The organism is Pseudomonas sp. HY2-MNA-CIBAN-0224, assembly GCF_040310285.1.
Taxonomy (GTDB): Bacteria; Pseudomonadota; Gammaproteobacteria; order Pseudomonadales; family Pseudomonadaceae; genus Aquipseudomonas; species Aquipseudomonas helleri.
Genome location: NZ_JBEOPQ010000015.1, coordinates 60,621 through 87,248, shown reverse-complemented (window position 1 = coordinate 87,248; position 26,628 = coordinate 60,621). Strand labels below are relative to the sequence as shown.

28 protein-coding genes, 1 tRNA gene and 1 pseudogene are annotated in these 26,628 nt (G+C 56.7%); 9 read left to right on the top strand and 21 right to left on the bottom strand.

Annotated features, from left to right (window positions below):
* Positions 1 to 92: 92 nt before the first annotated feature.
* The gene (punC, locus tag AAEZ03_RS10135; protein WP_350578213.1) at positions 93 to 1,277 is read right to left on the bottom strand and encodes a purine nucleoside transporter PunC; all 1,185 of its coding nucleotides are present in this window, start codon (positions 1,275 to 1,277) and stop codon (positions 93 to 95) included.
* A gap of 117 nt (positions 1,278 to 1,394) precedes the next feature.
* On the opposite strand from punC, the gene punR reads away from it, so the two are divergent.
* On the top strand, positions 1,395 to 2,345 hold the full coding sequence (gene punR / locus AAEZ03_RS10130) for a DNA-binding transcriptional activator PunR (RefSeq protein WP_350578210.1): 951 nt from the start codon (positions 1,395 to 1,397) through the stop codon (positions 2,343 to 2,345).
* A gap of 118 nt (positions 2,346 to 2,463) precedes the next feature.
* Here punR and AAEZ03_RS10125 read toward each other — a convergent pair whose 3' ends face one another.
* The 6 genes from AAEZ03_RS10125 to AAEZ03_RS10100 all read right to left on the bottom strand — a co-directional run bounded on the left by AAEZ03_RS10125 (position 2,464) and on the right by AAEZ03_RS10100 (position 6,354).
* Complete coding sequence (locus AAEZ03_RS10125; RefSeq protein ID WP_262123149.1) at positions 2,464 to 2,991, bottom strand: DUF4174 domain-containing protein; 528 nt, start codon at positions 2,989 to 2,991, stop codon at positions 2,464 to 2,466.
* Between the two features lie 165 nt (positions 2,992 to 3,156).
* Positions 3,157 to 3,747 (bottom strand): DedA family protein, encoded by a 591-nt coding sequence (locus tag AAEZ03_RS10120; protein WP_350578206.1) that lies wholly within the window; start codon positions 3,745 to 3,747, stop codon positions 3,157 to 3,159.
* 61 nt (positions 3,748 to 3,808) lie between these two features.
* Complete coding sequence (locus AAEZ03_RS10115) at positions 3,809 to 4,855, bottom strand: EamA family transporter (RefSeq protein WP_350578203.1); 1,047 nt, start codon at positions 4,853 to 4,855, stop codon at positions 3,809 to 3,811.
* Positions 4,856 to 5,051: 196 nt separating this feature from the next.
* On the bottom strand, positions 5,052 to 5,468 hold the full coding sequence (locus AAEZ03_RS10110) for an Ivy family c-type lysozyme inhibitor (RefSeq protein ID WP_262123143.1): 417 nt from the start codon (positions 5,466 to 5,468) through the stop codon (positions 5,052 to 5,054).
* Positions 5,469 to 5,501: 33 nt separating this feature from the next.
* Positions 5,502 to 6,101 (bottom strand): disulfide bond formation protein B, encoded by a 600-nt coding sequence (locus AAEZ03_RS10105; RefSeq protein ID WP_350578200.1) that lies wholly within the window; start codon positions 6,099 to 6,101, stop codon positions 5,502 to 5,504.
* Positions 6,102 to 6,141: 40 nt separating this feature from the next.
* Positions 6,142 to 6,354: a hypothetical protein gene (locus AAEZ03_RS10100; protein ID WP_278937723.1), complete on the bottom strand. Its 213-nt coding sequence runs from the start codon at positions 6,352 to 6,354 to the stop codon at positions 6,142 to 6,144.
* A 555-nt stretch (positions 6,355 to 6,909) separates the two neighbouring features.
* On the opposite strand from AAEZ03_RS10100, the gene AAEZ03_RS10095 reads away from it, so the two are divergent.
* Positions 6,910 to 6,996 (top strand) — tRNA-Leu (locus AAEZ03_RS10095).
* 219 nt (positions 6,997 to 7,215) lie between these two features.
* Here the strand turns inward: AAEZ03_RS10095 and AAEZ03_RS10090 are convergent.
* Positions 7,216 to 7,502 (bottom strand): annotated as a pseudogene (locus AAEZ03_RS10090) (type II toxin-antitoxin system RelE family toxin).
* Positions 7,492 to 7,779 (bottom strand): type II toxin-antitoxin system Phd/YefM family antitoxin, encoded by a 288-nt coding sequence (locus AAEZ03_RS10085; RefSeq protein ID WP_350578197.1) that lies wholly within the window; start codon positions 7,777 to 7,779, stop codon positions 7,492 to 7,494. Before AAEZ03_RS10085 ends, AAEZ03_RS10090 begins: the two are co-directional and overlap by 11 nt.
* 171 nt (positions 7,780 to 7,950) lie before the next feature.
* On the opposite strand from AAEZ03_RS10085, the gene AAEZ03_RS10080 reads away from it, so the two are divergent.
* Positions 7,951 to 9,087 carry a hypothetical protein gene (locus AAEZ03_RS10080; protein ID WP_350578194.1) on the top strand — a complete coding sequence of 379 codons (1,137 nt, stop codon included), beginning with the start codon at positions 7,951 to 7,953 and terminating at the stop codon, positions 9,085 to 9,087.
* Between the two features lie 262 nt (positions 9,088 to 9,349).
* Here the strand turns inward: AAEZ03_RS10080 and AAEZ03_RS10075 are convergent, their stop codons facing one another.
* Both AAEZ03_RS10075 and AAEZ03_RS10070 read right to left on the bottom strand, forming a co-directional pair.
* A complete protein-coding gene (locus AAEZ03_RS10075) occupies positions 9,350 to 9,790 on the bottom strand; it encodes a hypothetical protein (protein ID WP_350578191.1) in 441 nt (146 codons plus the stop codon).
* On the bottom strand, positions 9,787 to 10,329 hold the full coding sequence (locus AAEZ03_RS10070; protein WP_350578188.1) for a hypothetical protein: 543 nt from the start codon (positions 10,327 to 10,329) through the stop codon (positions 9,787 to 9,789). The genes AAEZ03_RS10075 and AAEZ03_RS10070 overlap by 4 nt, the downstream gene beginning before the upstream one ends.
* 261 nt (positions 10,330 to 10,590) lie before the next feature.
* Here AAEZ03_RS10070 and AAEZ03_RS10065 point away from each other — a divergent pair, with 261 nt between their 5' ends.
* On the top strand, positions 10,591 to 10,962 hold the full coding sequence (locus AAEZ03_RS10065) for a hypothetical protein (protein WP_350578186.1): 372 nt from the start codon (positions 10,591 to 10,593) through the stop codon (positions 10,960 to 10,962).
* A 99-nt stretch (positions 10,963 to 11,061) separates the two neighbouring features.
* Here AAEZ03_RS10065 and AAEZ03_RS10060 read toward each other — a convergent pair whose 3' ends face one another.
* Together AAEZ03_RS10060 and AAEZ03_RS10055 are read right to left on the bottom strand one after the other, a co-directional pair.
* Positions 11,062 to 11,262, bottom strand: coding sequence for a putative periplasmic lipoprotein (locus AAEZ03_RS10060; protein ID WP_350578184.1), 201 nt, complete (start codon positions 11,260 to 11,262; stop codon positions 11,062 to 11,064).
* An 88-nt stretch (positions 11,263 to 11,350) separates the two neighbouring features.
* Positions 11,351 to 11,761, bottom strand: a complete 411-nt coding sequence (locus AAEZ03_RS10055; protein ID WP_048370061.1) for an NUDIX hydrolase — start codon at positions 11,759 to 11,761, stop codon at positions 11,351 to 11,353.
* Positions 11,762 to 12,052: 291 nt separating this feature from the next.
* Here AAEZ03_RS10055 and AAEZ03_RS10050 point away from each other — a divergent pair, with 291 nt between their 5' ends.
* On the top strand, positions 12,053 to 13,381 hold the full coding sequence (locus tag AAEZ03_RS10050) for an OprD family outer membrane porin (RefSeq protein WP_082148729.1): 1,329 nt from the start codon (positions 12,053 to 12,055) through the stop codon (positions 13,379 to 13,381).
* A gap of 78 nt (positions 13,382 to 13,459) precedes the next feature.
* On the opposite strand, the gene dctM is transcribed toward AAEZ03_RS10050, so the two are convergent.
* From dctM to AAEZ03_RS10010, 8 genes are all read right to left on the bottom strand, one after another.
* Entirely contained in the window at positions 13,460 to 14,740 is a 1,281-nt protein-coding gene (gene dctM / locus AAEZ03_RS10045) for a C4-dicarboxylate TRAP transporter large permease protein DctM (protein ID WP_048370056.1), read from the bottom strand.
* Positions 14,737 to 15,375, bottom strand: a complete 639-nt coding sequence (locus AAEZ03_RS10040) for a TRAP transporter small permease (RefSeq protein WP_048370054.1) — start codon at positions 15,373 to 15,375, stop codon at positions 14,737 to 14,739. Before AAEZ03_RS10040 ends, dctM begins: the two co-directional genes overlap by 4 nt.
* A 145-nt stretch (positions 15,376 to 15,520) precedes the next feature.
* On the bottom strand, positions 15,521 to 16,513 hold the full coding sequence (locus AAEZ03_RS10035; RefSeq protein ID WP_048370053.1) for a TRAP transporter substrate-binding protein: 993 nt from the start codon (positions 16,511 to 16,513) through the stop codon (positions 15,521 to 15,523).
* A gap of 64 nt (positions 16,514 to 16,577) precedes the next feature.
* Positions 16,578 to 17,405, bottom strand: a complete 828-nt coding sequence (locus tag AAEZ03_RS10030) for an HpcH/HpaI aldolase/citrate lyase family protein (RefSeq protein ID WP_123749514.1) — start codon at positions 17,403 to 17,405, stop codon at positions 16,578 to 16,580.
* Positions 17,406 to 17,440: 35 nt separating this feature from the next.
* The gene (locus AAEZ03_RS10025; protein ID WP_350578181.1) at positions 17,441 to 18,646 is read right to left on the bottom strand and encodes a CaiB/BaiF CoA transferase family protein; all 1,206 of its coding nucleotides are present in this window, start codon (positions 18,644 to 18,646) and stop codon (positions 17,441 to 17,443) included.
* A complete protein-coding gene (locus AAEZ03_RS10020) occupies positions 18,643 to 20,025 on the bottom strand; it encodes an MmgE/PrpD family protein (protein ID WP_123748880.1) in 1,383 nt (460 codons plus the stop codon). Before AAEZ03_RS10020 ends, AAEZ03_RS10025 begins: the two co-directional genes overlap by 4 nt.
* Positions 20,026 to 20,058: 33 nt before the next feature.
* Complete coding sequence (locus AAEZ03_RS10015; RefSeq protein WP_278937712.1) at positions 20,059 to 21,222, bottom strand: acyl-CoA dehydrogenase family protein; 1,164 nt, start codon at positions 21,220 to 21,222, stop codon at positions 20,059 to 20,061.
* 39 nt (positions 21,223 to 21,261) lie between these two features.
* Positions 21,262 to 22,089 (bottom strand): HTD2 family dehydratase, encoded by an 828-nt coding sequence (locus tag AAEZ03_RS10010; RefSeq protein WP_350578178.1) that lies wholly within the window; start codon positions 22,087 to 22,089, stop codon positions 21,262 to 21,264.
* A 142-nt stretch (positions 22,090 to 22,231) separates the two neighbouring features.
* On the opposite strand from AAEZ03_RS10010, the gene AAEZ03_RS10005 reads away from it, so the two are divergent.
* The 4 genes from AAEZ03_RS10005 (at position 22,232) to AAEZ03_RS09990 (ending at position 26,626) form a co-directional block, all read left to right on the top strand.
* Positions 22,232 to 23,140 (top strand): LysR family transcriptional regulator, encoded by a 909-nt coding sequence (locus tag AAEZ03_RS10005; protein ID WP_350578175.1) that lies wholly within the window; start codon positions 22,232 to 22,234, stop codon positions 23,138 to 23,140.
* Between the two features lie 84 nt (positions 23,141 to 23,224).
* A complete protein-coding gene (locus tag AAEZ03_RS10000; RefSeq protein ID WP_350578172.1) occupies positions 23,225 to 24,565 on the top strand; it encodes an MFS transporter in 1,341 nt (446 codons plus the stop codon).
* Positions 24,566 to 24,747: 182 nt separating this feature from the next.
* On the top strand, positions 24,748 to 25,578 hold the full coding sequence (locus tag AAEZ03_RS09995; RefSeq protein WP_123748875.1) for an alpha/beta fold hydrolase: 831 nt from the start codon (positions 24,748 to 24,750) through the stop codon (positions 25,576 to 25,578).
* On the top strand, positions 25,565 to 26,626 hold the full coding sequence (locus AAEZ03_RS09990) for a GGDEF domain-containing protein (RefSeq protein WP_350578169.1): 1,062 nt from the start codon (positions 25,565 to 25,567) through the stop codon (positions 26,624 to 26,626). Before AAEZ03_RS09995 ends, AAEZ03_RS09990 begins: the two co-directional genes overlap by 14 nt.
* The last annotated feature ends 2 nt before the right edge of the window (positions 26,627 to 26,628 follow it).

Below are 26,628 nucleotides of genomic sequence, written 5' to 3'. Positions count from 1 at the left end.
TCCGGAAGGCAAACTTAGCGTCTGCCACCCTGATATGTGCGTTTGTCGGGCAAAGCGAAAGACAGTTGGCTCCTACAGGGCGATTGGGGGTGTCAGGAGGTTGCAAGCGCCTCTGCATTGGCCTTGCGCCGCTGGATGACATACCCCAATACCGCCAGCGGTGCCGTCGCCAGCATCACTTCGACGGTGATTTGCAGCGGCTGACTGATGTAGGTCGAGACCAACAAGCTGCTCAAAAAACACAAGCCAAGCTGTAAGGTGTTTTGCAGCCCGGCCGCTTTGCCCGAGTTCCCGGCAAAGGGCATCAGCGCATTGGCCACCACAATCGGATAGCTCGCCCCGTTAACCAGCGCCATCAGGCAAAACGGTATCAGCAAGGTCGCCAGCGTCGGCTCGGTTTGCGTCGCCACCCAATACAACCCCACCATGCTCGCGCAGTACGCCACCAGCAGCCACGGCAACAGCGTGCGGCCCTTGATGCGCTGCAAGGCACTGCGGCAACCATAACCACCGGCCATAAATGCCAGCGTCGGCAAGGCGTAGCTCAAACCTATATCACTCGGGCTATACCCCATGTCCCCCAGAATGAACGGCGACGCGGTCAGCCAGGCGAAGAAGCTCGCCGAGCACGCCGCAAACATCATCACGTTGCCGCTAAAACTCGCCGAGCACAGTAGCTTCCAGTAGCTGACCTGAGTTGCTTGCGGGGTACTGACCACGCTTCGGGCTTTTTCTTTGAGCAACAGCGTCGGCACGATCAGCAGTAACGCCAACCCCAGCAACACCGCAAAAATCGCCTGCCAGCCTAGATGGTTGAGCACCACGGCGCCCAACAGCGGAGCCAATGCAGGTGACAAGCCCATCAGTGGCATGATCCCGGCAAACACCCGGTTGGCTTTCTCAGACGGATAGCGATCGATCACCAGCGCTTGCCAGGTTACCGCCGCCGCGCAAATGCCGATGGCCTGAATAAACCGCAGGGTCAGCAACAGCGCGGCATTGTCGACAAACAACATCCCCACGCAGCCCAGGGCAAACATGGACAGGCCCGCCAAAAGTACTGGCTTGCGCCCCAGGCGGTCAGACAGCGGCCCCCAGAGCAATTGCCCAAAGGCGAAACCGGCCAGAAAGATACTCAGGCTCGCGCCTACAGCCCCGGCAGACAGGCCCAATTCGCTGCGCAATGTGCCGAATGCTGGCAGGTACATATCCATCGCCAGATAGCCGAGCATGCTCAGCCCGGCGAGATAACAGGTAAAACCAAAAGAATTCTTCATGTGCACCCAAAACTTGCCATCAAACAATTTGTTGACTGACGCGCATTATCCGGCTGAGGATTGCCTTGTGAAGCGAGAATTATTGCCTGATGGCATCAAATATTTCGAAGGCAAGCTATGTGGTCTGAATACTCTCTGGATGTCATTGACGCAGTCGCCCGCCACGGGAGCTTCAGTGGCGCCGCACAAGAGCTGCATCGGGTGCCCTCCGCCGTCAGTTACACCGTCCGCCAGCTGGAGCAATGGCTCGCTGTGCCGTTGTTTGTCCGTCGTCATCGGGATGTAGAGCTGACACCCGCCGGGCGCGTGTTCGTCAAAGAAGCCCGCGTTGTGATGAAAAAAATGCACGGCACCCGGCGTCTGTGCCAGCAGGTGGCCAATGGCTGGAGCGGCCAGTTGCGGGTCGGCGTGGACGCCATCGTCAAACACCCCCGCTGCCAGCAAATGCTGCTGGATTTCTACCGACACTTTCCCGACGTGGAATTGCTCGTGAATTACGAGGTGTACAACGGCGTGTGGGATGCCCTGGTCGACGGGCGCACGGACATCGTCATCGGCGCGACCCGGGCAATCCCCGTCACGGCCAGCTTTGCCTTCCGTGATATGGGTTCGCTGCACTGGCTGTGTGTGGCCAGCCCGGCACATCCTTTGACGTCACTTCAGGGCCCGTTGAATGACGAGCAACTGCGCCCCTACCCGTCATTGTGTATGGATGACACCTCGCGCAGCCTGCCAAAGCGCGATACCTGGACGCTGGATAACCAGCGACGAATGATGGTGCCCGACTGGCCCACGGGCCTGGCGTGCCTGAGTGATGGGTTGTGCGTTGGCATGGTGCCTGCGCACCTGGCGCAGCCCTTGATTGCACAAGGTCGACTGGTCGTCCTGCCGTTGCAAAGGCCCTTCCCCTCCAGCCCTTCTTGCATCGCCTGGAACCAGACTCATCAGTCTCCCGCGATGAACTGGCTGCTGGAGTATTTGGGCGATACACCCACGTTGAACCAGGAGTGGCTCAACGAACACGACTTTGAAGCTAAAGGAGAGATTGCATCAGACTCAGCGTTTTGACGACATGGTTTTCACACCACTTTCACATCGCCAGGGCTACTTTGAACCTACTCCTTTAGTGAATCCCGTTCAGCCCGCTCCCCCCAGCGGGCTTTTTTTTGCGTGTGACAAAGCGCTGTTAATCTTCCAGCGCCTTGACCGCTTTGGCGGGTTTTGCAGGCTTGGTGCCTTTGCCCGGCTTCTCCGGGGCTGCGGCCTCTGGCGGGGCCTGGGTTTCTTTCTCGCTGGCCGGCAAAGCATCGATGGTGGCGAACAATTTAGGGAGGTCGGCATCGCCCTCGCCTTCAAATTTCCTCTCACCGTCCTTGCCGATCAGAATCACCTTGGCCTTATCAATGATCATCCCGGGCTTGAGCCCGCGTATCAGTGACATCGTGGACTGCGTTTCAAGGTCTTTGCCATCGCGCTTGCCGGCAATACCGACAACCTCATAGAGCACCAGGTTACGGTCCTTGAAGCCTTGCTGAATCGCTGGATCCTCCAGTTCCTTCTTGAGAGCGGTCAGTGTTGGGTCAGCCGGTGTACGGGCAACAATGATTAACGGGCGGGACTTGCCGCGATCCTGTTCAAGTGGGCTGGGAACCTCAATGGCCTGGACCGTGCTGGTGACAAGCACACTGGCGAGGATCAATAAACGGATAAACATCCAGATCTCCTTTTCTTATCGGACCGGGTCCGCGAATGTACCGCCAAGGACCTGAAACCCTCGGCGCTGAGCCTGTTGTAGGAAGCATAGGCGCAACCGGTGTCCGGACTTTGCCTTTCACGTTTATTTATTGCAACCACACCTAAATATCTTGAAATACCTGAGTCATGAGACGGTTTTGGCCGTAGAGCGACGCTTGGCCCGGTGATGGCGAATCAGGCCAATGCCCACCATCAATCCGATGACACACAGCGCAATCGGCAATCGGTATGGCTTAAGGTCGCCAAAAACGCCTTGTAAAAACTCCCCGGCCCAATACCCCGCATTGACGAACAGCGTTGCCCAGACCACCGCACCCAGCAAGTTGATGACACTGAATTTCAACGGCGACACCTTGCTCGCACCGATCACCATCGGCCCAACCAGGCGCATGCCGTAGAGAAAACGTACGGAAAAAATCGACACCGTCGGGTACTGGTTGATCAACTGCGATACCCGATCGATGGCGGCTTTCTGCTTGTGCAAGCGGGGCAACAATCGCTCGCCAAAATAGCGCCCGACCCAGAACAGCAACTGATCGCCGAGCATCCCGGCCAAACTGGCATACCCAATCACCGGCAACAGTTTGAGCACATGTTGGTGCGCTGCCATCCCTCCTAGAATCAGGATGGTTTCACCTTCGAGCAGGCAACCAATAAAAATGGCCAGGTAGCCATAAGTGGCCAGCAAGTGGTTCAAATCGATGTGTTCAAACATGTGCGCTCTGGCGCTCCATTCCAATAAAAAGTGTTACTGCTTCCTGCAAGAGGCGCTCTGTTCAGTGCGTGTGCCGGTGATGAATATCCGGAAAATGCGGGTGATTGTGCTCAATTGCCGCATGTTGATGCGTATGACTGTGCGCGATGCCCGCAGGTTCATCCCCATCATGTTCATGCTGATGGTGCTCGTCATGGGTGTGACGGTGCGTATGCACAAGCGGTTGATGCTGATGCAGGTGAGCATGGGATTCGGTCAGGTGCAGCCACACCCCGAACAGCATAAAAGCCGCAGCCAGCCAAAACAGCAGCGAAACCGACTCGCCCAGCACCAGAATCGAGATGGCCGCGCCCAAAAAAGGCGCCGTCGAAAAATAAGCCCCGGTGCGTGCCGCACCCAGGCCACGCAGTGCCAGCACGAACAGCACCAGACTCACGCCATAGCCTAAAAAGCCAATCAGCAGGGTTGGCGTCAACACCTGCATCGGCACCCACTGCGCGCCCAATGTGAGCGCGACCGTACAATTCACCAAACCGGCGAACAAGCCTTTGGAACCGGCGATATACAACGAATCAGAAGCCGATACTTTGCGCGTGAGGTTGTTGTCCACCGCCCAGCAGAAACAGGCAAAAGCGACCGCAATGGGTCCCAGCCACGATTGCGAAACATCCAAGGTGTGCCCGGCTGGCCAGGACAACACAAGGCCGCCGGCGATAATCGCCAACATGCCCAGAACAATTCGGCGGTCAGCATTTTCCTTGAACACTACCCACGCCAACAGCGCGGTCAGCACCGGTTCGAGGTTAAGCATCAGCGACGCGGTGGCACCACTGGTGCGGGTCAGGCCAAACATCAGGGCAACCGGCCCCAACACCCCGCCGAACAGAATCGCCCCGGCCAGCGACGGCCATTCGCCAGCAGGCAGACCCGAGGGTTTCCAGCCTCGGTCGCGCAGACAACGCACCAGCACCAGGCCCACTCCGCAGCCTAAATACAGCAAACCGGCCAGCAGCACCGGCGACACCTCAGCCCCTAACACCTTGGCCAGCGGCGTGCTGGCGCCGAACAGTGCGGCCGCAGCCAATGCATAAATCACGCTGGTATTCATGGTGCCAACCCGTTCAGGACCTGAGTGCATCCTAGCCTACCCATGCAGCCCTGAACGACAGCTAACGCGTGTGATGACTTATGGCGTTGCATCCCGCCATCGAGTCAAAGGGTCAGGCACAAAAAATCGGGCCTGATTCCAATTCATCGAACGCGCAATGAAACAGAACCAGGCCCGGCTTTGCGTGGCAAACCGCTTAGTCTTCTGGATTATTCTCGGCCAGGGTTTTATTCAAATACTCCTTGATGGCCGCCTCAGGCGCACCCAAGAGCTGTGTATTGAATGACTGACCATCAGCCGATCGCGTGGCCAACAAGCCCCAGGCTTTTTTCTTGTCGGAGCTGAACATAACAATCAGCTGATTATCCGCACAGTCATGGGGCTTACACATTTGGCCCAGGGTGTATTTCTGCCCATCAATGACCACTTCTTGCAGCGGCGTCGAAGTGCCTTGGCCGGTGCGCACCCATTCAGGGAACGCCAGCATGTCCTGATAGGCCTGTTTGTACGGGCTCTTGCCCGTCACATCAAACAAGTATTGTGGCGTCTGTGCATTGGCAACACCTGACAGTAAAGAGGCCCCCACAAAAGCCAACGTAATAGCTGTTTTCACTGATTTACTCCTTTTCGACACACTCAACACTGTTCAATCCAGTAATTGATAACTAAAGGTGTGACATTGATTGAACTTGCACTGAACCCCAACCGAGACAAAATTGACCACCCCGATTGCAATCACATAAAAACTGAGCGCACATGCAATAGTCTTCAGGCCCGGATAAAGCCCAATGCTTTTATCGGTGACCTGCTTATTGGCGCCCCAGATAATCAGTTGCAAAGCGATCGCGGTAATCAGACAGAGCGCAATAATCACTGACCAGACCGGCATATGCAGGCCAAACACCGCACTGCCCACATAGGCATGCCCTGGGCGCGGGTAGATATCCAGCAAGGTTTGCCGAACCGAGATAATCAGCAGCAACACCGAAAACGCCAGGCAAATGCCGGTATTGAACCAGGAGTACCCATGCCGCAATTGCTGCATGATCCCGAAACATACACCCAGCATGGCCGCGCGCTGCAACAGGCACAGCGGGCAAGGCAACTCACCGTCGACATATTGCAGGGTCATGGCAGTGGTCAATATCCCCGCAAGCACCGCCATCATCCCCAGCAAATAGACATAGAGCAGCGGCGACGCGTACTCACCCCACCCCGCCGCTAATTTATTAGAAAAACGATTCATGGCATCCGGCGCTCCATCGCTGGTTTTCGAGAAAACTTGATTACGCACGTGTACTGGCCGGGAACTCATTACCCGCGTTATTCACCTGAATCCAAGGCATTCTGTAACCGTATTCCGGGCTATATATTTCCCAGAGAAATAGCTTGATGGCCAAAGCAAAAAACACAAACAGCAGTATCAGCGCCCACTTCCTGCGACCAAACCACCCCACAACCAGCGCCAATGCAAGTACGGCAAAAACGACAAACATCATGGTGGCATCAACTCCCTTTGATTAACCTTGCACTGCATTAGCGCTTACCGAAGAGGCGACTCGCTTTGAATGGCGAAACTGAAGAGCGCCAAGGAAATCAGGGTAGACCAGCACTTTTTAAAAGCAAGATGCCCTAGTGCTCACGCTCTACCCTTCATCGAACCTGGAGAACCATCCGCTTCAAGGTTAGTCCTCAATGCCGCTGGTATTCGCCGTCAGGCCATATTTTTTGTGAGGGGGATGCTGGCTGTGCCTGGCCCATAAACCTCGACTGCCAATACGCTTTTAAACAAACCCGCAGCAATCGCCAGCCCGAGCAGCCACTCGGTCCTACACACAATCGCGATAAATCCGACCAAACCTTTCCGCTAATTCCCTAGCTCTCTGATTTTTCGACGATTTTAATCGAGGGGATTTCAAAAAAACTTGCTTAAAAAGCACTAACCAACTTGCCTCAACGTCGCAGGGTCTATATATTCGTCCACCTGTCACGCAGGCTACTGAGTACTTTGAACGTCAAAGCACCTCCTGCATGACCCGCTTTACAGCGCTACCGCCCGAATGGCGAAATTGGTAGACGCATGGGACTTAAAATCCCCCGTTCGAAAGGACGTGCCGGTTCGATTCCGGCTTCGGGCACCAAACAAATCAAGGGCTTGCACGCTTTCGGCGTGCAGGCCCTTTGTTTTTTGTTCCGCAATTCTGAGAGCTGTTCCGCAATTCCTGATAGTACAAATTTTTATCAGGCCGGTAAGTCGGAAAAACCAATTGCAGAAAGCACTCAAGCCACGCAGCAACCTATGACCGAAAAGAAAGCGCCATAGATAAGTCCGGCCAAGCGCCGGGCTTTTTGTATCTGGCTTAGCGTTTCTCTGTCTGCTCATACACTGAGCCGCGCTCTCGCTTGCCAATAGCAAGCACAAGGATGACAATTCGCTCATCCTCGACGCGATAAACCAATCGGTACCCTGCCCCGCGCAATTTGATCTTGTAGCACTCCTTTAAGCCATGAAGCGCATCGCCAGGCACTCGCGGGCGGCCTTGGCGCTCTTCAAGCTTTCGCAATACTGAAGACGTACAGCACCGTCCAGCTTGCGTAATTCCTTCAACGCCTTTGGGTCCCATTCGACGGTGTACTCAACGGCCATTTGCGATATCGGCCTCAGCCTCGCCAATCAGATCGTCGAGCGATACACGGACAGGCTCCTCGCCCGCCTCAATACGAGCTTTGGCTACTTGCGCCAGCTCAAGGTCGTCCAGTCGCTCAATCATGGCCTCATAGACTTCGGCTGGAACCATGTAACCCATAACGCGGTTATGGTTCAGGACAGCCACAGTGGCGCCGCCTGCCCCGCTCAGCACCGCCGAAGGGTTCTTCTTGAGCTCGGACACGCTCACAGCCACGTCAGCGAAAACGTTTGGCATAGATTATGCCTCCTGAAAAGGTCTTTATTTTGGTCTTTATGCTTAGTTGTGGCAAGCGAATGGCGCTACCTTCTCTCAACTCTCAACTCTCAACTCTCAACTCTCAACGCCAAATGGTGGCCGAACGCCACAAATGGTAAAGTTCCCACTCAACTAAGGAGGGAATGCGAATTGCGCACATATGGATACTTTCTGGTTTTTTGGGCCGTCTTCATGCTTCAAGGCTGCACAGAGAAAGAACTCACTCAGGAACAAAAGGCTTACGTCTCACAATTGGAGAGCGAGCTATCAAAGACGAAGCAAGAAATTGATTCAGCGAATCAGTCGTCAGCCAACTATAGCGGGGGGCTGATAAAGGATCTAATTACTACTCGAGTTGAGGTTCTTAAAACTAATCAAGCACTCTTAGAGCAACGAATATTGGCTGTCCAATCAAAAAGTAGCGTAACCGTAGCTACAGTTGCCTCTAACGCGGATGAGGAACTCGCCAGCAAACTAGCTGCCGAAATAGCACAAACCAAGGTGGATATCGCTTCTGCAAAGGCTGAAGCCGCGCAATACAGTGGAGGACTTATTCAGGCACTGAAGCTTTCAACTATTGCGACTAGTGAGCAAACCCTTGCGATGCTTGAGCAGCAGTACTTGGTTTCAAAATACGGCCTACTCCCTGTTCGCGCAGCTATGCAGGTATTGCCTACAAAGAGCTCAGTCCCTGTCCCCTCGGTTGCGGCAATTCAGCCAGCCGCCGCACCTGATCTTTTACCGACCGGCACAGGGCCTTTCGGTTTTGAGTCAGGTATAAGTGCAGAAATCATTGAGAAAATGACAGGAGAAACTCCAAGGCTCATTAAAGAATCTGAAAATCTGTATTTGCTCGATAAGGCTCCGAAGCCGAACGATGCTTTTGAGCAATACGGATTGGTTATCTCGCCCACGGTCGGGCTTTGCGTGATTAGAGCAATTGGGAAATCTATACAAACGAATGACTTCGGGCATCAGTTACAATCAAGCTACGATTCTATGAGAGATGCCCTGACCGCAATCTACGGAAAGCCAAAAATCTATGACTTCTTGATGCCTGGAAGCATTTGGAAGGACTCAAATGACTGGATGACCAGCCTTTACAAGCAGGATCGAACGTTGGCGGCTGAATGGAAAGGGCCTGGAATTAAGAATGACATCAGCAGCATTGCGATTGATGCCAGAGCAGCTTCCAGAGACAAAGGCTACTTCGTAGTGCAGTACGATTTCAACAATAAACCTGAATGCACAGCTGAACTAAAAAAGCAAAAGAATGATTCTTTGTAAGTCTTAGCTAGAAAAAAGAGCCCGCCGTCGAGCGGGCTTTTTTGTGTCATTTAAAAAGGTGCAGAGTCTGCATCGGGCTCAAATTCGTCTGCTTCGCTCTGACAATATTCATCAGCAACCATTTCCCATTTAAAAGTGATCGTGCCGTCATAAGTGATGATCATACTGACCACCTCAAGCATCCCTAGCGAAATTTCACGCAGCAATGGCTTCGTTAGCCTCGTTCATGCACTGTTCAGGGCGTTAGTTTTGGTCGTTCACCCTAAAAACCAGGCGGAATATAACCGGGAACGTAAGGAATATTCTGGCACTTGCCATGCAGTATTTTCCCGTCCTGAATTTTAAACAGGACTATTTTCTTGGCCTGATTGACCGTCGCTTCCAGTTTGCAGTCCGAGCCATGGCCCACTTGCTCATAATATTCCGTATGAGTCATGCCATTAGCTCCATGGGTCATGGATGTACCGGCCGCTTCGGTAGTCGTCCACTGAGAGGTTTTATACCACGTCATCACAACGAGTTTCCCTCCAGCAGCATCTTGCGTTGCTTTCATGGTATCGGGCCTGCCGAATAAATTCAGTGCCTCTTGGGCATCGCGACCTTCCCAGCGATTCTGAGCAATCAACGAACAGCCGCTGGCCACCATAAAACCGGGCACTAGCATTATAAAAAAAAACGTTTTAAGCCATTTATAAACTTTCATTTCATCTCACCAGGAACGTGCGGCTTATCATTACCCAACATCTGCTCCAACTCTTGCATCGGCGTTTTCGGCGGTGCTTGTAACTCCGCGATAGTTTCCAGCAGCTTTTTATGAGTGAACTTCCCCAACGACAACATGCCGTTGAAGACTCGATCCCGCGGATTACACACAAATCCAAACGTGTATAACAGTGCATTATCGTCCAGCGTGAGCCACTCATTGGACACTTCCAGATCCCGACGTACGTTGCTGGCTCGATCAGTAGATGTGCCTTTAACAAAACGAGCCCTGTGTTTGGCGCATTGAACTTCAATTGTATAGACGTCCACCAGCGGTTTTGATGAATCAGCGAAGATCTGGCTAACCTCGACAAACTGTGTACCGCCCTTTTTAACGGGTGGTGTCATGGAGGTGAGGTCGGCGACAAACACAATGTTGTTTTCCCCCGTGCCGACACTGTAAACAAGCCACCAGTCGCCAACAGGGTCTTTACTGTCGGCCAGTGCCGAATTAAACCCCGTCAATAACGACGCCAACACTATTAGCACACCACCCAACCTGAATATCCCTGACATACACTTACCGAACCTTCCAGAATAATGAGCAGACGTTAAATATTTTTGCTTTTAATCAAAGCACGTAATATTTCGAACATTACCAATACAAGAAAAACGATAACATCAAAACACTCTTCTTCAATTAGCACACCTGTACTAATCCACTCCTGTGGTTAGAGAGTGATTCGCCATTATCGTCAGACTGACCAATACTCTGTGCACTCGGTCAATGAAGGGCGGCACATGGACATCACCATTCATCGAAAGAAGGGGTTTCTAAACAATGCTTTTGGCCGGAGCGCGCCACTTGCCGTCTTTTTTGAGAGCGCGTGTATAGGTCGGTTGGCAACTGGCGAGACCTTGTCCTTGAGCCTTCCAGACGTTAATGGAACATTACAGGTCGGTCTTCTCGACACCAGGAATTCGCCCTACATCGGAAGTGCGCATCAATCGCTCGTATCGATCAGTAATCCGCTTGCCATTTCACACAGCCCCGCCGTTCAGGCGTTTTCAGTGAGGACCCGGGTATGGGTTACTTTTGATGTGATTGATTTGGCGTATTGGGGCCCACTTCGGCGCTGGATATTTGCGCTCGAGCGCCGTGCTGAGGGGTGAGTCAAACCACTGCTGACGAAACGCAATGCGATGTAGGAGCTGCCGAAGGCTGCGATCTGTTGATCTTGAACGTCAAAAGATCGCAGCCTTCGACAGCTCCTACAAGATCTCTGCAGGGCGTACCCTCGACTGTTCACACGCTTCTCTCAGACGCTGCATCGCATCCGGGGCCATGGGGGCGGTCATCATTGATCGGTAGGTCATACACGCTTGGGTGTCGTTAAGTTCGGGCTGTTTTGGCTGATTCGCCGAGCATCCGACCAGGAGGGTCAGCGCCGCCAGGCCTATGAATTTTTTCATTCTCTCCCTCCGTTTCGACGTTGGCTGTAAAACTGTCAGCAGACGAAGTTACTTGGACTCGATGGCACGCCGATAGTTGAGTGTAAATTTACGTATCGGCGAGGGTCTGCCTGAGAAAACTCAAAGCATCTTTGAAGATCTGATGCCAGTTGTCTGACGGTTCACTCATCAACGGGTGCCAAAAAAACCGGAATTCATGCCCTCCGTCATCGTCAGCAAAATGTGCCCACGTCTCGGGGAGTTCCTGGTCAACATGACATTCATGAAACGCCCAAGTGTGCCCCGTTAGCGTCGATCGCCACTCGCCCAGAGCGTGTTTTGCAGTGGCGGTAATCCCCGCTTCTTCGAACAATTCTCGTACAGCTGCCACGTCGGTCGGCTCTCCCGGTTCGACGCTGCCTTTGACCAGTTGTAAGCCTGCCAAAGGGTGCTCAAACGCAAGGATTTCCAGCGTTTGAGCACGTCGTAAGACCACCGGGCACGCTTTGTCTGCTGTCATGCAATGACTCCTTTATTGTTGAATTTCAGGGGCGTGTCGGGCGCGCAGTTTATGGCGAATTCCAACCTCGCGCGCGGCCTCCAGATGGCATTCACAGCACTCGCCAAAAACCTCAAAAACACCTGCAAAACCCCCGTATCCACGGGCTTTCTTAAATTTAATTTCATCTGCCAAAACCCGCTTTTGACTCCGAACTGTCACATAGGAATCGCCTAATTATGTGAAGCGTTTGACGCTTTAATTTCAGAATAATGACGGAGACCGGGATCAATGAAGAAGTTAGTAAGCCCTATGGTGGGGGTCGCCATGGCGAGCTTTATGCTGTCAGCACACGCAGACTTTATCGATGACAGTCACGCCGATCTTACCCTGCTTAACCGTTACCTCAATCAACAGGGTCGCGATGTAGTTAACAGCAACGCGAAGGCCCACAGCATTCGCGATTGGGGCCAGGGCTTTGAATTCAATTTCAAGTCTGGCTACACCGAAGGTCCGGTTGGTTTTGGTCTGGACTTGCAGGGGTTTTATGGTCTGAAACTGGACTCCGGTGGTGACCTCAACGACAAGTCCCACCAGGGTCGTTACCCGGGCAGTATGTTCCCGCTGGATGATGGCAAATCTGCCGATCAGTTCGGCGTTCTGAGCCCTACCTTCAAAATGCGCTTCGCTAAAGATGAGTTGCGCGTGGGTACGCTGTACGGCAACAACCCGGTCCTGGCCAACACTGACGGGCGCCTGTATCAGCAGACCAACACCGGCGTGCAACTGGTGTCCAAGGACCTGACGGATTTCACCTTCACTGCAGGTGACATTCTCAAGACCAAAATCCGTAACGAAACCGGCGATCAGGGCATGATCACCGCTGGCGGTACCAAGGAAAGCGATCGCTTCCTGTTTGGTGGCGCCGACTACACCGGCTTGCCGGGCACCACCGTCAGCCTGTGGTATTCCAACCTTGAGGATTACTACCAGCAGTTCTTCCTCGGCGCCAAGCGCCATGACGCGGTGGCTGTAGGTGCCTTTGACACCGACATACGTCTGTACCGCAGCCTGGGTGTGGGCGGCAACGCCGATGGCGACAAAGACTATGCCGCTGCCGGCCTGTATGACAATGGCGCCTCCAAAGGCCGTATCAACCAGTCCACCGTCAGCCTGCTCGAAAGCTACACCCTGGACGGTCACACCGTGGGCCTGGGCATCCAGAAAAACAGCGGCGACAGCGACTTCCCGTACCTGGATTCCGGCCTGAACAGCGGCGACAACCGTCAAGGCCCAGGTTCGGGCGCCGACACTCCGGCCCTCACCAACATGCAATTGAACAAGTTCCAGCATGCGGGTGAACGCACCTGGCTGGCGCAGTACAAATATGACTTCAGCAAGCTGGGCGTCAACGGCCTGACCTTCGCCACGTCGTATGCCCACGGTGATGACATCCGTACCGCGCAAGGCACCACCAGCGAGTGGGAACGCAACGTTACCCTCGCCTACCAGATCCCGACCGGTACCTTCAAAGGTCTGGGTGTGACCTGGCGAAATGCCCACGCCAGCCCGGATATTACTGGCGCGACCGTGCAAGACGAAAACCGTCTGTATGTCAGCTACGTGGTTCCACTCTGGTAGTCGATACACCCCGTCAGCGGCTACAAAAAAGGGCCTGCACGCTCATCGCGTGCAGGGCCTTTAGCTTTACCGCAGCGTTTACATCCCGAGCCAGTTCGGCAGTGCCAGAGACACAAACGGCACGTACGTCACCAGTATCAAGAACGCCAGCATCACCAGCAGCCACGGCGACACCGCACGCACCACACGGGTCAACGGCATGCCCGTGACCGCCGAGGTCACAAACAGGTTGAGCCCGGTTGGCGGTGTGATCAGTCCGATCTCCATGTTCACCACCATGATGATGCCCAGGTGGATCGGGTCGATGCCCAGCTGCATGGCAATCGGGAACAGGATCGGCGCCAGGATCAGGATGATCGCGGACGGCTCCATAAAAGTGCCCGCCACCAGCAACACGACGTTGACCACCAACAAGAACTCAATCGGCGTGAAGCCCTGTTCAACCACCCAGGCGGTGATCGACTGCGGGATCTGCTCGGTCGTCAACACGTGTGCAAACAGCATGGCGTTGGCGATGATAAACATCAGCACCACGCTGAGCTTGCCCGCCTCGACAATCACCTTCGGGCATTCGCGAAAGGTCATGTCCTTGTAGATGAAGATCGCCACAAAGGCCGCATACACCGCTGCTACGGCCGCTGCTTCGGTCGGGGTGAACATGCCGGAATAAATACCGCCCAGAATGATCACGATCAGCATCAGGCCCCAGCCCGCTTTGCGACCTGCGGTGACGATTTCCTTGAACGACGCTCGCGGCAGCGCGGGCATGTTTTTAACCCGTGCAAGGATGTAGATAGTGATCATCAACACTACACCCAGCAACAGCCCAGGGATCACCCCGGCCATAAACAGCTTGCCCACCGAGGTCTCGGTCGCGGTGGCGTAAACCACCATGACAATCGACGGCGGAATCAGGATGCCCAACGTACCGGCGTTACACACGATACCGGCGGCAAACTCCTGTTTGTAGCCAGAGCGCACCATCCCGGCAATCACGATAGACCCCACAGCGGCCACGGTTGCCGGTGAAGACCCGCTGAGTGCGGCAAACAGCATGCAAGCCATGATCGCCGCAATTGCCAGGCCACCCTTGATATGCCCCACGCAGGCGTTGGCGAAGTCGATCAAGCGACGGGCCACACCGCCGCTGGTCATGAAGGCGCCAGACAGCAGGAAGAACGGAATGGCCAGCAGCGTGTAGTGCTCGCTGGTTTCGAACAGCTTGATCGCCAGAGAACGAACCGAGTCGTTGCTGAAGAACAGGATGGTCATGGCCCCGGACAAGCCCAGGGAAATCGCCACCGGAATGCCGATAAACATCAGCACGAACAGAGCGACAAATAGAAAGCTGATAGTCATTTGGCGTTCTCCGAGGTGTCGTTTTCAGCCAGTTTCACGGCCTCATCCACTTCACTGTGCAAGCCCAGCCCTTGCTGCTTGCCCTGCACAACGCGAATGAACACCTGCAGAAAGCGCAGGAACATCAAAGCAAAGCCGATTGGCACGATCATTACGATCTGCCATTGGCGAATCCCGAAACGGTCGAGGTCTTCAGCGCTGGTGCCGACGGCGTACAGGGTGGCAACCCACTGTTCGCTGGAGTAAGCCATGAGTGCGCAATAGCCAAGGCAGATCACCAAGGCGAGCAACGCCACGCGCCGCTGGTTCTCAGGGCTGAACTGGCGCACCAACAAGTCGATACCAATGTGCGCGCCAATGCGCACGCCCCAGGCCAGCCCGACAAAGATCAGCCAACCGAACATGGCCTTGGTCAGCGCCACGCTCCAGGTCATCTCCTGGGCGATATACAGAATGCCGTCGCCGATGCTGAGCATGGCGTCGTTGGCGAAGGGCAGAGAATCGCCCAAAGAATAAAAAACACCGTAAAGGTTGTTGAAGACCACGTAGGAGAACGTCACCAGGGTCATGCCTGCAAGCAGGAATGCCACCAGTACTTCTTCCACACGATTCCAGACACGAAAAAATGCCTGCATGGGTAATCTCCCCTTGAAAGAGCGGTCGCAAAGCGACGACTAAAACCAATGAAGCCAAGGCGCGACAGACCTTGCAGGCTGTCGCTTTCGCCATTGACGCTGCCGCCGGCAAGCGCTCACGCGATTACCGGCGGCACTTCAGGTCTTAACTGCTTTGGTTGGATTGCTCCGCTGCCTTGATCAGGTCGACGCCGATGTCTTTTTCGAATTTTTTCCAGACCGGACGCATGGCTTCACGCCACTCTTCGCGCTGTTCAGGTGTGAGGGTGATGACTTCGCTGGTGCCCGAATCGACGATGGTTTTTCTGGAGGCCTGGTTCAGTTCCTCGGCCTGTTTGTTCACCTCGACCGTGACCTCAGTCATGATCTGATCCAGTGACGTGCGCACATCTTCAGGCAGGCTGTTCCAGAACTTGGTGTTGGTGATCACCATGTAGTCGATGGCGCCATGGTCAGATTCAGTGAAGTACTTCTGCACCTCGTTGACCTTCTGGCTCTCATAGTTCGACCAGGTGTTCTCGGTGCCGTTGACCACCCCGGTCTGCAGCCCTTGATACACCTCGGCAAAACTCATCTTGCGTGGCGCCGCGCGCAACGCCTTGAACTGCTCATCCAGCACCGCCGATGCCTGCACCCGGAACTTCAGGCCGCGTGCATCCTTGGGCTCGTACAGCGCCTTGTTGGCCGACAATTGCTTCATGCCGTTATGCCAATAACCAAGGCCGGTAATGCCCTTGCTTTCCATGGACTTGAGCAGCCCCTGGCCTTCCGGGCTCTGCTGGAAGCGGTCGAGTGCATTGATGTCGTTGAACAGAAATGGCAAGTCGAAGATCTGGATCGGCTTGGAGTAATGCTCAAATTTGGCCAGCGACGGTGCCAGCAACTGCACGTCGCCGAGCAACAGCGCTTCCATCTCTTTGCCGTCACCAAACAGCGACGAGTTTGGGTACACCTCGACCTTGACCTGGCCAGGCAGGCGCTCTTCAGCCAGCTTTTTAAACATCAGGGCGCCCTGCCCTTTGGGCGTGTGTTCGGCAACCACGTGGGCGAATTTGATACTGATGGGATCTGCCGCACTTACCAGACCGGCATACAGTGGCAGGGCGCAGGCCAAAGCCTTGAGGGTGTGTTTAAACATGGGGCATGTACCTCTTGTTGTTATTGTTTGGTCGTGCTTAGTTTTTCGTGGTGATGCTTTTGAATCAGGCAGGCGTCACGCCGGCCCGATGTAATAACTGTCGGGCATGCCCGATGACGGGCGCGTCAACCATCTGCCCATCGACCACATAAACCCCGCCGCCAGAGGCCACCGCATCCAGCACCCGGCGCGCCCAGTCCAGCTCTTCAGGGCCGGGCATAAAGGCCGCGTGAATCAGTGCTACCTGGCTGGGATGGATGCACAGCAAGCCGCCAAAGCCCATGTCCCGGGCATCGGCAGCCATGCAGGTCATGCCTTCGGTGTTTTTGATGTCGGGGAAAACGCTGTCCAGCGGCGGCGACAAATGCGCCAGGGTGCTGTGCAAGACAATGGCGTAGCGCGCCTGATCGAGCATGCGTTGGGCGCCAGCAGTGCCACTCATCAAGCCCAGGTCGAGGCCCAGATCCAGCGCGCCAAAACTCAAGCGCTCGACCCCGTTGGCACGGGCAATGGCCGGTAACTCAAGCAGACCTTTGGCGCTCTCGATGATGGGCCACACCGGCTTGGCGCAAACCGCCACACGCTCCACCTGCTCAGCGCTTTCGGCCTTGGGCAGCAGCACGGCGACCACGCCGGGGTAGCGAGCACACAAGGCCAGATCAGCGGCCTGCTGCTCATGGGCTGGCGCGTTGATACGTACCAGAATACGCGCCTGTGGGTTGGCCTCCAGATAAGCCTGCAGATTGCTGCGCGCTTCAACCTTGAGGTGTTCCGCCACAGCGTCCTCAAGGTCAACGATGACCGCATCGGCGCCACTGCCCAGCGCTTTGTCGATGCGCTCTGGCCGGGTGGCCGGCACAAACAGTGCCGAGCGGATAGTACTTCTGTCCATGAACTGCTCCATGCAGGAGGTGTGAGGCGCCAGCCTCACACCGCTCCTTGTTCGTGTAGGCGCTGAATGTCATGCGCCTTGTAACCCAACTCCGCCAGCACGCTGTCGGTGTGTTCGCCCAAACCCGGCACCGGATCCATACGCGGCTCGAATGCCGTGTTACGACCCGGCGGCAGCAGCGCCGCCAACTTGCCGGACGGGCTGTCCACTTCACGCCAGCGATCACGCGCCTGCAGTTGTGGATGCGCCCAGACCCCGGCCATGTCGTTGACATGGGCGTTGGCAATCAACGCCGTGTCCAGCCGTGTAATCACCTGTTCAGCCGTCATGTGGGCAAACGTCTCAACGATGAGGGCCCGCAACTCGGCACGGTTCTCTGAACGTCGCGCATTGGCATTAAAGCGCGAGTCGCGTGCAAGGTCAGGTCGCAGCAACACCTTGTCGCAAAACTGCTGCCATTCACGCTCGTTCTGCAAGCCGAGCATCACCGTACCGCCATCCCCTGTGGGGAACGGCCCGTAGGGGTAAATCGTCGCGTGGGCGGCACCGGCTCTGGGCGGTGGCGGCGCGCCTTCGTAGGCGTAATACAGCGGGTAGCCCATCCACTCCACCAGGCTTTCCAGCATCGACACATCGACGCGGCTGCCCTCGCCGGTCTTGTCACGCAGCAACAGTGCCGAGAGCACGCCGGTGTAGGCATACATGCCTGCGGCAATGTCAGCGATCGAACAGCCGGCCTTGGCCATCTCGTTTTCACCCGGCCCGCCGGTCACGGATAAAAATCCGCCCTCGCTCTGGATCAGCAGATCGTAGGCCTTTTTCTGCTCGTAAGGCCCGCCTTCGCCGTAGCCGGAAATATCGCAGACGATCAACCTCGGGAAGCGCTCATGCAGGTCAGCAAACGACAGCCCCATGCGTTGCGCGGCGCCCGGTGCAAGGTTCTGCACCAGCACATCAGCAGTGCTCAGCAGCTTGTCGAGCACCTGCCCGGCCTCATCCTGTTTTACGTTAAGGGTCAGGCTCTCTTTGGAGCGATTGGTCCAGACAAAGTGTGAGGCCAGGCCATTGACGCGCTCGTCATAGTCGCGGGCAAAGTCACCGGAACCAGGGCGTTCAACCTTGATCACCCGTGCGCCCAGATCGGCCAACTGCCGGGTACAGAACGGCGCAGCGATGGCATGCTCCAGGCTGACCACGGTAATGCCGTCCAGCGGACGGGGTTTGGCGGTGTTGTCGTTCATGCTGCGCTCCCGGCAAAGGTTGTGGTTCGCGTCAGCGCGCTCAAGTCATCGAGTTCGCGCAGGTTCCAGACCAGCCCGATCAGGCCCGTTGCCTGCTCGTCAGTGCGTGCCCCGGAGAACGCCAGCAGGCGTCGAAATTTGTCTTCCAGCTCAGCGCGGCTCAGGGTATTGCCCGGATCGCCCTTGGGCTCGTCGATGCGCCCGTACAAGGTCTGACCGGCCAGCGTGGTGACCTCGACCCGGCCCAGCCAGCGTTGCGGATACGCCCCGTCGACTTCCTCGTCCAGCACCATGCGCACCTTGTCTCGCACATCGCTCACCCGCGAATCGGTCAGCGCGTATTGATGAAACTCCGGCAATCCGGCCTTGCCATACACAGCGATCAAACCCAGCACCGTGCCCATGGAAAACTTGGCCTGATGCACGGTCTGCGGCACCTGCACGCGGCCCAGCACATCGATGGCGCCCTGGTGCACGCGGGTGGTGACCCCTGCGATGTCCTCAGCGTTCAGTTGCTCGCGCTGCATCAGCGCCAGCAGTGCATCGGCGGCCGGGTGCGTGTGTCGGCACGAGGCGTGAAACTTGAACGAGGTTTCTACCAGCGCCCAGCGTGTGCCCAAACCGTCTGACAACTTGCCTGGCTGCGCATCGCTGGACATACCGGCCGCCATGCCCTGCTCGCCTTCCAGAATGTTCTGTGCGCCGCTCAGCCCTTCAGCCGTCAGGTAAGCAGCCAGCACGCCATCGGCAGCGGCTTTGGCGGTATGCAATTGTTTGGAGTCTGCGGCGTCACGCAAGAACTCCCACAAGCCTGCCGCCTGGGTACCGGCCGTGCCGAGTACGTGGGTGAATTGCTCCTGGGTAAAGTCCATCAACTTGCCGACACCCACCGCCGCCGCTAACGTGCCTACCGTGGCGGTGGTGTGGAAGATGCGGTAGTGCGAGCGCCCGAGGAATTCACCGATGCGAATGCCCGCTTCATACCCGGCCACTGCCGCAACGATCAATTCGCGGCCGGTTTTACCCAGTGCCTGAGCCGCAGCCAGCACTGCCGGGAAGACCACGGTCGCCGGGTGCAGCACCGAACTGTTGTGCAGGTCATCCTGCTCAACCAGGTGTGAGCTGGCGCCATTGACCAATGCGGCGAAATACGCAGAACTGGTTTTGCCGTTGGCCAAAATTCCAGAAGGGCCGCTGGCGGGGCCCATCATTGCGGCATAGCGCTCGAACAGCGGAATCGGGTGCATGCCCTGGCTGGCCAGCGCCGAGCCCAGCCAGTCGAGAAACAACTCTTCAGTGCGATCAATGACCGCTTCAGGCAACTGCGCGTGATGCAAATTGGCCAAAAATTCTGTAAGCGCTTGCGTGTGCTGACTCATGCAGCGTTCCCCATGAAAGACGAAAGACCGTGGTCAGAAAGAACGCGGCAGTTCGAGCAAATGCTCAGCCACGTAAGACAAGATCAAGTTGGTCGAAATAGGCGCCACCTGGTACAGGCGGGTCTCGCGGAACTTGCGCTCAACGTCGTATTCATTGGCAAAACCGAAGCCGCCATGAGTTTGCAGGCACGCGTTGGCCGCCTCCCAACTGGCCTTGGCCGCGAGGTACTTGGCCATGTTCGCTGCCGCCCCGGCATTGCGCCCGTTGTCGTACTCGTCACAGGCACGCCAGCGCATCAGGTCCGCGGCTTCCAGCTCGATATGGGCTTCGGCAATCGGGAACTGTACGCCCTGGTTCTGGCCAATCGGACGGCCAAACACCACGCGATCACGGGCGTACTGCGCAGACTTTTCGTTGAACCAGCGACCATCACCGATGCACTCGGCGGCGATCAGCGTACGTTCGGCATTGAGGCCGTCGAGAATGTAGCGAAAGCCCTTGCCCTCTTCGCCAATCAGGCTGCTGGCCGGGATTTCCAGGTTGTCGAAAAATAGCTCGTTGGTTTCGTGATTGACCATATTGGCAATCGGTTGCACGGTCAGGCCGTTGCCGATGGCTTCGCGCAGGTCAACGAGGAAAATCGACATGCCATCGGCCTTTCTCTCGACCTCGGCCAGCGGGGTGGTACGCGCCAGCAAGATCATCAGGTCCGAGTGCTGAATCCGCGAGATCCAGACCTTCTGCCCGTTGATCACATATTTATCGCCACGGCGCACGGCGGTGGTCTTGATCTTGGTGGTGTCGGTGCCAGTGGTGGGCTCGGTCACGCCCATGGACTGCAAGCGCAACTCGCCGCTGGCCAGCTTGGGCAGGTAATGACTTTTTTGCTCTTCGCTGCCATGGCGCAGCAAGGTAAACATGTTGTACATCTGGCCATGCACGGTGCCGGAGTTGCCGCCACAGTGGTTCACTTCTTCGAGAATGATCGACGCTTCGGCCAGGCCCAAACCCGAGCCGCCATAGGCTTCGGGGATCATCGCCGATAACCAGCCCGCCTCGGTCATGGCGGCCACAAACGCCTCAGGAAAGCCCTTTTCTTCATCGATCTTGCGCCAGTACTCGGCCGGGAACTCGGCGCACAAGGCGCGCACGCCCTCGCGAATGGCGTTGTAGTCGTCGTTCAGATACGGATTCATCTCAGGTCCTTGTTGTATTTATTGTGCTGAATGCCACGGTCAGTCGAAGGTCACTTCGCCTTGCTGGGCGATACCCTGTGCATTGCCTGCCCACACCTGCGCCTTGCCCTGCGCGGTGACACGCCCGCCGACGACAAAGGGCTGCGGGGCGATCAACGGGTGCAGGCCGCGATACGTAAAACCGCGTAAACGCGCATCCGGATTGGCGCGGCAAAATGCCCGCAGGGCCAGCGTGGCGATCAACGGCCCATGCACCACCAACCCCGGATAGCCCTCGGTTTGCGTCGCGTAAGGCCAGTCGTAGTGAATGCGGTGACCATTGAAGGTGACGGCGGAATAGCGGAACAGCAGGGTTGGATCAGGGTCGACCGACTCCTGCCAAGTGCCAGCAGGCAACGGCTCGCCGCTGGTCAATTTAGGCGGCGTCGGTTCGCGGTAGACGATGTCCTGCTCTTCACGGATCGCCAGTTGGTCGTCTTGCAGGTAGTCATGCTGGACCGTGACAAACAGCAGCGAACCGGTCTTGCCGTGTTTTTCCTGAACGTTGGTGATGGTGGAAACCCGCGTTGCGTCGGTACCCACTTTGAGTGGCGCGTAAAACTCAAAACGCCCGCCCGCCCACATGCGGTTGCGGTTGTGCGCCGGGGGCAAAAAACCACCCCGGGCCGGATGCCCGTCGCCGCCCAGGCCGCTCGATTCAACGGCAGGCTGGAAGAAGCACCATTGCCACAGCGCAGGTAAAGGCTCGCCAGCATGTGGCACACGCTCACCCAACGTCGCGGCGATGCGGGTGACCAGGTTGAGACTGATGTGATCGTGGATCTTTTCAGTACGACCGATCCAGGTGGACAGTTCGTTATCGCTCATCGGTAATGTCCCGTGGCTTGTTGTTTTAGCCAAGATTGCTAAAAGCCCGGCGATCTGTGAATCTGCGATTTCGTAAGGGGGCGTTCGGATTTGCTTAACGCCAAGATTGTGGACCAGCACTCACGCTCAACGGATATCTGCCATGCACTTCGATTTAGTCGACCTGCGCCTGTTTATTCAAATCGCCGAATCCCCCAGCATGACCCAAGGCGCGCGCAAGGCATTCATGTCCCCTGCTGCGGCCAGCGCGCGCATCAAAAGCCTGGAAGAAAGCCTGGCCAGCCGCCTGTTGTACCGTGACAGCCGGGGTGTAGAACTGACACCCGCAGGCAAGCTGTTTTTGCACCATGCGCGGGTGATCATGCGCCAGGTGGACTACATGAAAAACGAGTTCACCGAGTACGGAGCCGAAGCCAGCGGGCATATCAAGATCTTCGCCAACACCACGGCCGCGACCGAATTCTTGCCGGAAATCCTTGCCGGGTTTCTCGCTGAACGACCGGGCGTTACCGTCGACCTTCAGGAGCGGCTCAGCCGTGACATCGTGCGCGGCGTGATGGACGGCTCCACCGACCTGGGCATCATCGCCGGGCCGATCAAGGCAGATGGCTTGCAGGTCATACATTTCAGCACCGACCAGTTGATTCTGGTCACCCCGCTCGACCATCCACTGGCAACACGCAAAAAGGTCAAATTGACCGAGACTCTGGCCTATCCGCATATCGGCTTGCATGAAGGCACCACGCTGCTGCGCTTTTTGAATGAACAAGTCGCCCTGAGCGGCCAGACATTGAACATGCGCATCAAGGTCTACAGCTTTGAGGCCATGTGCCGCATGGTTGAAGCCGGCGTTGGCCTGGCGATCCTGCCGGAATCCTCGGCCCGGCGTCATCAACAGACCATGGGCTTGCACATCGTAGAGCTCGACGAACCCTGGCGCGTGCGTGAGCGCAGCATCCTGGTCCGCGATCTGGAAGCGTTACCCGCGGTGATCCGCGCCTTGATCACTATTTTTCTGACACAAACTGACAAGGTTCAGCGTCGTTCCTGAATACGTCGAGGACACTTTTGAAGCGTTCCCCGCTCAGGGCTGCCCCGATAATCGATCGATCACGGATCCATTATCGAGGCTCATATGACCAGCACCACACCCGGGCACGTCAGCCCTAAAACGCTGAGAAAAGTGATTGTCGCGGCCTCGATCGGCAACTTTGTCGAGTGGTTTGATTTCGCGGTGTATGGCTTTCTCGCAACCACCATCGCCCAGCAGTTCTTCCCCAGTGAGGACGCCAGCGCGGCGCTGCTCAAAACCTTTGCCGTGTTCGCGGTTGCCTTTGCCTTTCGCCCACTGGGCGGTGTGATTTTCGGCATGCTCGGCGATCGCATCGGCCGCAAGCGAACCCTGGCCATGACTATTTTGCTGATGGCCGCGGCGACCACCCTGATCGGCGTGCTGCCCACCTATGCGGCGATCGGGGTAATGGCGCCGATTCTGTTGACGCTGATCCGTTGCGCCCAGGGCTTCTCTGCAGGCGGCGAATACGCAGGCGCGTGCGCTTATCTGATGGAGCACGCGCCGGACCATAAGCGGGCCTGGTACGGCAGCTTTGTGCCGGTATCGACGTTCTCCGCCTTCGCCGCAGCGGCCGTTGCGGCTTATGCCCTTGAGGCTTCGTTGTCGGCAGAAGCCATGAGCAGTTGGGGCTGGCGCGTGCCGTTTCTGATTGCCGCGCCACTGGGGCTGGTCGGCCTGTACATGCGTAACAAACTGGATGAAACCCCGGCGTTCCAGGCGGTCACCGAAGAGCACGACGTCGCCCATTCGCCACTCAAAGAAACCTTGCGCAACCATGGGGCTGCCATCTGCTGTCTCGGCGCCTTTGTATCGCTGACGGCGCTGTCGTTCTATATGTTCACCACCTACTTCGCCACCTACCTGCAAGTGGCCGGCGGTCTGAGCCGCGCCATGGCGTTGCTGGTGTCGTTGATTGCCCTGATCTTCGCCGCCGCCATCTGCCCGCTGGCCGGGCTGTATTCCGACCGGGTGGGGCGTCGGGCCACGGTCATGACCGCCTGCGCGCTGCTGATCGTTGCCGTGTACCCGTCGTTCCTGATGGCCAGCTCCGGCGGGTTCGCGGCGTCTGTCATCGGCGTCATGCTGCTGGCGATTGGCGCGGTGTTGTGTGGCGTGGTGACCGCCGCCCTGCTCTCGGAGACCTTCCCGACCCGCACCCGCTACACCGCCTCGGCCATCACCTACAACATGGCCTACACCCTGTTTGGCGGCACCGCACCGCTGGTAGCCACCTGGCTCATCAGCACCACCGGCAGCAACCTGTCGCCAGCGTTTTACCTGATGGCCGTTGCGGTACTCGCCCTGGCAGGCGGCTTGGCGCTGCCAGAAACATCGCGCATATCCCTGCACGACGTGCCGGGCCCGGAGAAAAAACACGCCTTGCGCACAGCCGCTTTATAGAGCGAACCCCCGCGCAGTCTACAAGCGCTGTTGCAGGCTGCGACCTGGCGCCCTAAGCCAGTGATGCCGTTCCGCCAGCACCCTCGTTATACTGACGCGCTACTGACGCCATATTGTCGACACAAACCTTGGACTGTGTTGTGGCATCTGATCATCGCCCCCTTAACAGAGGTGTTGTAGAAGTGGGTATCCTCCAGCGCAACAACGTTAAGCAATTGCTCCACGCGAATCCCGATGCACCGGTCATCCTTTACGCCCATGGATTTGGCTGTAATCAGGAAATGTGGCACCTCCTCACGCCGGAGTTTGCCGCCACCCACCGGCAAATATTATTCGACTATGTGGGCAGCGGCAGCTCGGATGCGCGCGCATTTGATGCGCTCAGATACAGCTCGCTGGCCGGTTATGCGCAGGACCTGATCGAGGTGTGCGACGCTTTGGGCCTGTCCAAAGATGTGATCTTCGTCGGGCACTCCGTCAGTTGCAGCATCGGCATCCTGGCGTCGATCCAACGCCCTGACCTTTTCTCACAAATGGTCCTGGTCGGGCCTTCGCCCTGTTTCTTGAACGACCCACCCGCGTATAGTGGCGGCTTCGAGCGAGCAGACCTCGAAGCGTTACTGGCCCTCATGGATCAGAACTACATCGGTTGGGCAGAGTACTTTGCCCCCGTGGTGGCTGGCTCACAGGCAGATCCGCCGATCACGGCTCAGTTGGCAGGCAGTTTCTGCTCAACAGACCCGGTTATGGCGCGGCAATTCGCCCAGGCCACTTTCTTCTCCGACATTCGCCAAGCGCTGGGCCGTTGCACAACTCCCAGCCTCATTCTGCAACATCGCCGCGATACGCTGGTGCCCCTGCCCGTCGGGGAGTACCTGAACGAACATCTGAAACACAGCGTCCTGCAAGTTCTGGACGTCTCCGGGCATTGCGCCCATATGAGTCACCCGCACCTGGTGGCTTCGGCTATACATCACTATCTGTCAGGGAGCGACAGTTGTGTTTTACCTTGAACGGTTGCCCTGCCCGGTAGTAGTCACAAACTGTAATGGTCACGTACTGCATACCAATCGGGACTTCAGGCAACTGGTGGCGTCTGAAAACTGCGATTACATGGACAGTTACTTCCCGCCCGCCTCACGTATTTTTCTGCACAGCTATGCCTGGCCGATGCTGCTAAAAAATGGTGAGTTCAGCGAGCTTTACCTGCAATTGCTGACCACCAATGGGCAACTGCTACCGGTGATGACGAACGCGCGGATCAGTCAGACCGAAAGCGAAAAGGTGGTGATCTGGCTGTTTTTCGTGGCCAAAGAGCGACAACGCTTTGAAGCCGAGTTGCTCAAGGCGCGCCAACATGCCCAAGAAGCCGCCTTGCAACTGACTGAAGTGAACACTGAACTGCAGTATGCCAATGCTCAACTGAGCGAGTATGCGCAAGAAGCCAGAATCAAAGCAGACAAGTTCGCCCACCTGAGCCTGACGGACCCACTGACCAACTTGGGTAACAGGCGCGCCCTGACGCGCAATGTCAAACAGTGGATGCTCACCGCAAACAGTCAATCGATCAGCAGTTTGTTACTGATAGACATCGACTATTTCAAGCAGATCAATGACCGGTTTGGCCATGCCGAGGGCGACAATGTTTTGCGCAACGTGGCCCAACGACTGTTAGAAAGTGCTCGCGCGCAGGACAGCGTCATTCGCCATGGCGGCGAAGAGTTTGCCCTGTGGTTGCCCAACTCGGACCTTGAAGGCGCAACACGTGCGGCCAAGCGTGTACACCAGCATATTTCCCGGGTCCAGGTGGCCGGTGAGAGCATCACCGTCAGCATCGGTGTTTCAAGCATGACGCAGAACGGCCACGAAGCCGGAGTACTGCTTGAACATCTACTGGCACAGGCCGATACAGCCGTTTATGAAGCCAAGGCACTCGGGCGTAACCGCACAATCTGCTTTGCCGATCAATCGCAGCCTTCGTGCCTGGGCAGCGACAACGTTGAGGGAAAGGCACTGGCAGAAAGCGCACATTCCCTCCCCGACATTCACCGCATCAACTGACG

Excerpts from the sequence above, each read along its gene's own strand:
- punR (WP_350578210.1), top strand. The coding sequence starts at position 1,395 with ATGTGGTCTGAATACTCTCTGGATGTCATTGACGCAGTCGCCCGCCAC.
- AAEZ03_RS10120 (WP_350578206.1), bottom strand. The coding sequence starts at position 3,747 with ATGTTTGAACACATCGATTTGAACCACTTGCTGGCCACTTATGGCTAC.
- AAEZ03_RS10060 (WP_350578184.1), bottom strand. The coding sequence starts at position 11,262 with ATGAAAAAATTCATAGGCCTGGCGGCGCTGACCCTCCTGGTCGGATGC.
- AAEZ03_RS10105 (WP_350578200.1), bottom strand. The coding sequence starts at position 6,101 with ATGAATCGTTTTTCTAATAAATTAGCGGCGGGGTGGGGTGAGTACGCG.
- AAEZ03_RS10015 (WP_278937712.1), bottom strand. The coding sequence starts at position 21,222 with ATGAATCCGTATCTGAACGACGACTACAACGCCATTCGCGAGGGCGTG.
- AAEZ03_RS10065 (WP_350578186.1), top strand. The coding sequence starts at position 10,591 with ATGGACATCACCATTCATCGAAAGAAGGGGTTTCTAAACAATGCTTTT.
- AAEZ03_RS10050 (WP_082148729.1), top strand. The coding sequence starts at position 12,053 with ATGGTGGGGGTCGCCATGGCGAGCTTTATGCTGTCAGCACACGCAGAC.
- AAEZ03_RS10005 (WP_350578175.1), top strand. The coding sequence starts at position 22,232 with ATGCACTTCGATTTAGTCGACCTGCGCCTGTTTATTCAAATCGCCGAA.
- AAEZ03_RS10100 (WP_278937723.1), bottom strand. The coding sequence starts at position 6,354 with ATGATGTTTGTCGTTTTTGCCGTACTTGCATTGGCGCTGGTTGTGGGG.
- punC (WP_350578213.1), bottom strand. The coding sequence starts at position 1,277 with ATGAAGAATTCTTTTGGTTTTACCTGTTATCTCGCCGGGCTGAGCATG.
- AAEZ03_RS10020 (WP_123748880.1), bottom strand. The coding sequence starts at position 20,025 with ATGAGTCAGCACACGCAAGCGCTTACAGAATTTTTGGCCAATTTGCAT.
- AAEZ03_RS10040 (WP_048370054.1), bottom strand. The coding sequence starts at position 15,375 with ATGCAGGCATTTTTTCGTGTCTGGAATCGTGTGGAAGAAGTACTGGTG.
- AAEZ03_RS10035 (WP_048370053.1), bottom strand. The coding sequence starts at position 16,513 with ATGTTTAAACACACCCTCAAGGCTTTGGCCTGCGCCCTGCCACTGTAT.
- AAEZ03_RS10010 (WP_350578178.1), bottom strand. The coding sequence starts at position 22,089 with ATGAGCGATAACGAACTGTCCACCTGGATCGGTCGTACTGAAAAGATC.
- AAEZ03_RS10000 (WP_350578172.1), top strand. The coding sequence starts at position 23,225 with ATGACCAGCACCACACCCGGGCACGTCAGCCCTAAAACGCTGAGAAAA.
- AAEZ03_RS10025 (WP_350578181.1), bottom strand. The coding sequence starts at position 18,646 with ATGAACGACAACACCGCCAAACCCCGTCCGCTGGACGGCATTACCGTG.
- AAEZ03_RS10030 (WP_123749514.1), bottom strand. The coding sequence starts at position 17,405 with ATGGACAGAAGTACTATCCGCTCGGCACTGTTTGTGCCGGCCACCCGG.
- AAEZ03_RS10055 (WP_048370061.1), bottom strand. The coding sequence starts at position 11,761 with ATGACAGCAGACAAAGCGTGCCCGGTGGTCTTACGACGTGCTCAAACG.
- AAEZ03_RS10115 (WP_350578203.1), bottom strand. The coding sequence starts at position 4,855 with ATGAATACCAGCGTGATTTATGCATTGGCTGCGGCCGCACTGTTCGGC.
- dctM (WP_048370056.1), bottom strand. The coding sequence starts at position 14,740 with ATGACTATCAGCTTTCTATTTGTCGCTCTGTTCGTGCTGATGTTTATC.
- AAEZ03_RS10125 (WP_262123149.1), bottom strand. The coding sequence starts at position 2,991 with ATGTTTATCCGTTTATTGATCCTCGCCAGTGTGCTTGTCACCAGCACG.
- AAEZ03_RS10085 (WP_350578197.1), bottom strand. The coding sequence starts at position 7,779 with ATGCCAAACGTTTTCGCTGACGTGGCTGTGAGCGTGTCCGAGCTCAAG.
- AAEZ03_RS10075 (WP_350578191.1), bottom strand. The coding sequence starts at position 9,790 with ATGAAAGTTTATAAATGGCTTAAAACGTTTTTTTTTATAATGCTAGTG.